The sequence below is a fragment of the Methyloceanibacter marginalis genome (assembly GCF_001723295.1).
Classification (GTDB): domain Bacteria; phylum Pseudomonadota; class Alphaproteobacteria; order Rhizobiales; family Methyloligellaceae; genus Methyloceanibacter; species Methyloceanibacter marginalis.
Map to the genome: position 1 here is coordinate 1 of NZ_LPWD01000453.1, position 3,799 is coordinate 3,799.

Genomic DNA, 3,799 nt, shown 5'->3' on the forward strand with positions numbered 1-3,799 from the left:
CGGAAGACGCCAAGCCACCGGCAGACGGCGTCTCGGTCGATCTCAACACCGACAAGAACACCATGCCGTCGACCTTTACCATGACCACGGCCGGCGGGCGGTCCGTCATCAAAGGCCAAGTGGACCTCTCATTTCCGCACCTCGCGCCGCATTCTCGTTCTGCGCATGCCGGGCGAGCCCGACCGCCTGTTCCTCCTCGGGCTTGCGGCGAATCCGGCCGGGACGCAGGATTTCAGCGCCTGGCGGCGGGTCGACGAGATCGCCGACGGGCCTGACGGCGCGCTGCGAAAGGGCAAGGAGACCGACGACTATAGGCTCCGCTACCGGATCGAGCGCTCCATGTGATTGCCAAAATGCCCTTTAAACATGGATGGATGTTCAATTGACGCACCCCCGGGAGCCCTTCTAAACCTACCCCCAACAGCAAAGTTCCCCGAGTTCCCAAGGAGGTTTTCCATGCGCTTGCGCGCTTTCCCCCCCATCTCCGCCGGCCTGCTGGCCGCCGCACTGGCCTTCGCCAGCCTGCCCGCCGCGGCCGAAGACAAGCCGATGGATCCCTGCTTCGACGGCACGTTGACCGTGAAGGAGGTGCTCGACGCCTGCGAGGCGTTCATCGCCAAAGGCAACGACGACAAGAAGCTCTTGATCCGCGCCCATAGCGTGCGTGCGCTCGGCTTCTCGGCCACAGGCCAGCTCGACGCGGCGCTCGATGAGATGAGCGCGGCCGTCGCCATCGATCCCAAGCGCGCCAACAGCTATTTCATGCGCGCGGCCGGCTACGACGCCAGCAAAGACTACGACAAGGCCATCGCGGATCTCGACACGGCCATCGGGCTCAATGACGGGGACGCCGACTATTATCTCCTGCGCGCCTCGTCTACGGCAACAAGGCCGACTACGACAAAGCGCTCACCGACCTGAACAAAAAGATCGAGCTCGATCCAAAAGCCATGAACGGCTATTCGAGCCGCGCGGAGCTCTATCGCAAACGCAAGGAATACGACCTGTCGATCGCCGACTACACCAAAGTCATCGAATTCGATCCCGAAACCGCCAAGGGCTATGTGGATCGCGGCTGGGTCTACGTGCTGAACGACGATCTCGACAAGGCGGGCTCCGACTTCGACACGGCCCTCAAGATCCAAAACACCAACGCGCTCGCGCTTGTCGGCCGAGGCGTTGTGAAGAGCCGCACGGGCGAGCCCACCGACGGCAGCGCCGATCTCCGCATGGCCGAGCGGCTCGAGCCCGGCATCTTCGAGGAGGTCCGCAAGCTCGGCGTGAAGTAGCCCATCACGTTGTCATGCCCGCGCAGGCGGGCATCCAGTAACCCCTGGCCTTCGCGATCACGCGCGTCGGTGGTTACTGGATTGCCCGGTCAAGCCGGGCAATGACAAGGATTGGATTGCGAGGCGCTACGCTTCGCGCGGGTAGTTGGGCGATTCCCGGGTGATGGTCACGTCGTGCACATGGCTTTCGCGGAAGGCGGCCGACGAGATGCGGATGAACTTGGCGCGCTCCTGGAAGTCGGGAATGGTGCGGGAGCCGGTATAGCCCATGGAGGCGCGCAAGCCCCCGATGAGCTGGTGGAGCACGCTGCCCGCGGGCCCCTTATAGGGCACCTGCCCCTCGATGCCTTCCGGCACGAGCTTGAGCGTGTCCTTGATCTCCTGCTGGAAGTAACGGTCGGCGGAGCCGCGCGCCATGGCGCTGATCGAACCCATGCCGCGATAGGCCTTGTACGAGCGGCCTTGGTACAGAAACACCTCGCCCGGGCTCTCGTCGGTGCCCGCCAGCAGCGAGCCCAGCATCACGCAGTCGGCGCCCGCGGCGAGGGCCTTGGCCAGATCGCCCGAATAGCGGATGCCGCCGTCGGAGATCACCGGCACGTCCGCTTTCTTCGCCACCTCGACGGACTCGAGCAGCGCACTGAACTGCGGCACGCCGACGCCCGCCACGATGCGCGTCGTGCAGATGGAGCCGGGGCCGATGCCCACCTTGATGGCATCGGCGCCGGCATCGATCAGCGCGCGCGTGCCCTCGGCCGTGGCGACGTTGCCCGCGACAACCTGCACCGCATTCGAGTGACGCTTGATGCGCCCGACCTGGTCGAGCACAAGCTGCGAGTGACCATGCGCCGTATCGACCACGATCAGGTCCACACCGGCGTCGATCAAATGCTCCGCCCGCGAGAAGCCCGCATCCCCGACGCTCGTTGCCGCCGCCACGCGCAAGCGCCCCTGCTCGTCCTTGCAGGCATCCGGATGGGCGCGCGCCTTCTCGATGTCCTTCACGGTGATCAGGCCGATGCAGCGATAGTCGTCGTCCACCACGAGCAGCTTCTCGATGCGGTAATGATGGAGCAGGCGCTTGGCCTCCTCCATGTCCACCGTATCCTTGACCGTGATCAGATTCTCCTTGGTCATCAGCTCGGCCACCCGCTGGGCCGGGTTGGTGGCGAAACGCACGTCGCGGTTGGTGAGAATTGCGACCAGCTTGCCGCCCGCCGCGGACTCCACGACCGGGATGCCGGAGATCCGGTAGTCGGCCATCAATTGCAGGGCGTCGGCCAGAGTGGCGTCCGGATCGATGGTGACGGGGTTCACCACCATGCCGGACTCGAACTTCTTCACCTGGGCCACCTGGGCGGCCTGGGCTTCGGCATCCATGTTGCGGTGGACGACGCCGATGCCGCCGGCCTGGGCCATGGCGATGGCGAGGCCCGCCTCGGTGACCGTGTCCATGGCCGACGACAGGATCGGAATATTGATGGCGATCGACCGCGTGACGCGGGAGGCGACCTTGACCTCGTTGGGCAACACTTCGGACGGCCCCGGACGGATCAGGACATCGTCGAAGGTCAGCGCCATGGCGCGGTCGGGAAAGCGGGAATGGTCTTGCGAAGACTGCCCGTCGGGCATCGGCCAACCTCTTATGAATTGGGGCCGCCCGCGATTGGTGCGGTGCAAGACGCGGGGACCGGTTGGCGGCTTCCTTTAGCAGCTTGAACCGGGCTTGGGAAGCTGGTGGGGCGCTTTGTCCTCAGTCTCCGCGATGTCCCTCAAGGCCCTGCGCAAGCGGGGCACCGCGAGCGCCACGAAGCTCTGCACCTTGGCCTGCGGCAGCCGGTCCTCCCGATGGATGAGACTGACCGGGAGGCGCTCTGGCTCGAACGCCTCGAGGACCATCCGGAGGGACCCGTCCTTGAATCCCTCCACGGCCTGGTAAGAGAGGACGCGCACGATGCCGAGCCCCGCCTTGGCCGCGTCGATTGCGGCCTCGGCCGTATTGACGATGAGACGCGGGACCACCGTCACCGTTTGCGGTTTCGCCCCCATAGAACGACCAACGGCCCGGTTGCGCGAACGTGGCGAAGCTGATGCAGCGATGGCCCGCGAGGGCCTGCGGCGTCTCCGGCACACCGGCGTCATCAAGATAGCCGGACTTGCGCAACAGACGTAGCGCACGCTGCCGAGCGCCGTCGCGCGCATGGCGGAATCGGGCAAGTGGCCGATCCTGATGCCGAGATCCAACTCCTCCTCCACGAGATCGACGATCCGGTCCGCCAGAAACATGCGGGCTGACACGCGGGGATAAGCATCGAGATAAGCATGCACCACAGGCTGTACATGGCACCGTCCAAACAGGATCGGCGCAGTGAGCGCCAGCACGCCTTGCGGCTCGGCCTGCTCGCCCGCAAGGCGCCGCTCCGCCGCATCGAGATCGGCGAGCACGCGCCGGCACGTCTCGAGATAGGCCCGGCCCGGCTCCGTCAACGTGAGCCGCCTTGTGGTCCTGG

General features: G+C 65.6%; 5 protein-coding genes. 3 read left to right on the forward strand and 2 right to left on the reverse strand.

Annotated features, from left to right (window positions below; all coding sequences use genetic code 11):
* The first annotated feature begins 165 nt into the window (after nt 1-165).
* From AUC71_RS15920 to AUC71_RS15930, 3 genes are all read left to right on the forward strand, one after another.
* Entirely contained in the window at nt 166-345 is a 180-nt protein-coding gene (locus tag AUC71_RS15920) for a hypothetical protein (protein ID WP_069625036.1), read from the forward strand.
* A gap of 111 nt (nt 346-456) precedes the next feature.
* On the forward strand, nt 457-921 hold the full coding sequence (locus AUC71_RS15925; protein ID WP_069625037.1) for a tetratricopeptide repeat protein: 465 nt from the start codon (nt 457-459) through the stop codon (nt 919-921).
* Nucleotides 922-950: 29 nt separating this feature from the next.
* Complete coding sequence (locus AUC71_RS15930; RefSeq protein WP_069625038.1) at nt 951-1,289, forward strand: tetratricopeptide repeat protein; 339 nt, start codon at nt 951-953, stop codon at nt 1,287-1,289.
* A gap of 126 nt (nt 1,290-1,415) precedes the next feature.
* Here AUC71_RS15930 and guaB read toward each other — a convergent pair whose 3' ends face one another.
* Entirely contained in the window at nt 1,416-2,921 is a 1,506-nt protein-coding gene (gene guaB, locus AUC71_RS15935) for an IMP dehydrogenase (RefSeq protein ID WP_069625039.1), read from the reverse strand.
* 75 nt (nt 2,922-2,996) lie between these two features.
* On the reverse strand, nt 2,997-3,799 hold an 803-nt coding region (locus AUC71_RS15940; RefSeq protein ID WP_204376763.1), incomplete at its 5' end, for a LysR substrate-binding domain-containing protein.

Excerpts from the sequence above, each read along its gene's own strand:
- AUC71_RS15925 (WP_069625037.1), top strand. The coding sequence starts at position 457 with ATGCGCTTGCGCGCTTTCCCCCCCATCTCCGCCGGCCTGCTGGCCGCC.
- guaB (WP_069625039.1), bottom strand. The coding sequence starts at position 2,921 with ATGCCCGACGGGCAGTCTTCGCAAGACCATTCCCGCTTTCCCGACCGC.
- AUC71_RS15920 (WP_069625036.1), top strand. The coding sequence starts at position 166 with ATGCCGGGCGAGCCCGACCGCCTGTTCCTCCTCGGGCTTGCGGCGAAT.
- AUC71_RS15930 (WP_069625038.1), top strand. The coding sequence starts at position 951 with ATGAACGGCTATTCGAGCCGCGCGGAGCTCTATCGCAAACGCAAGGAA.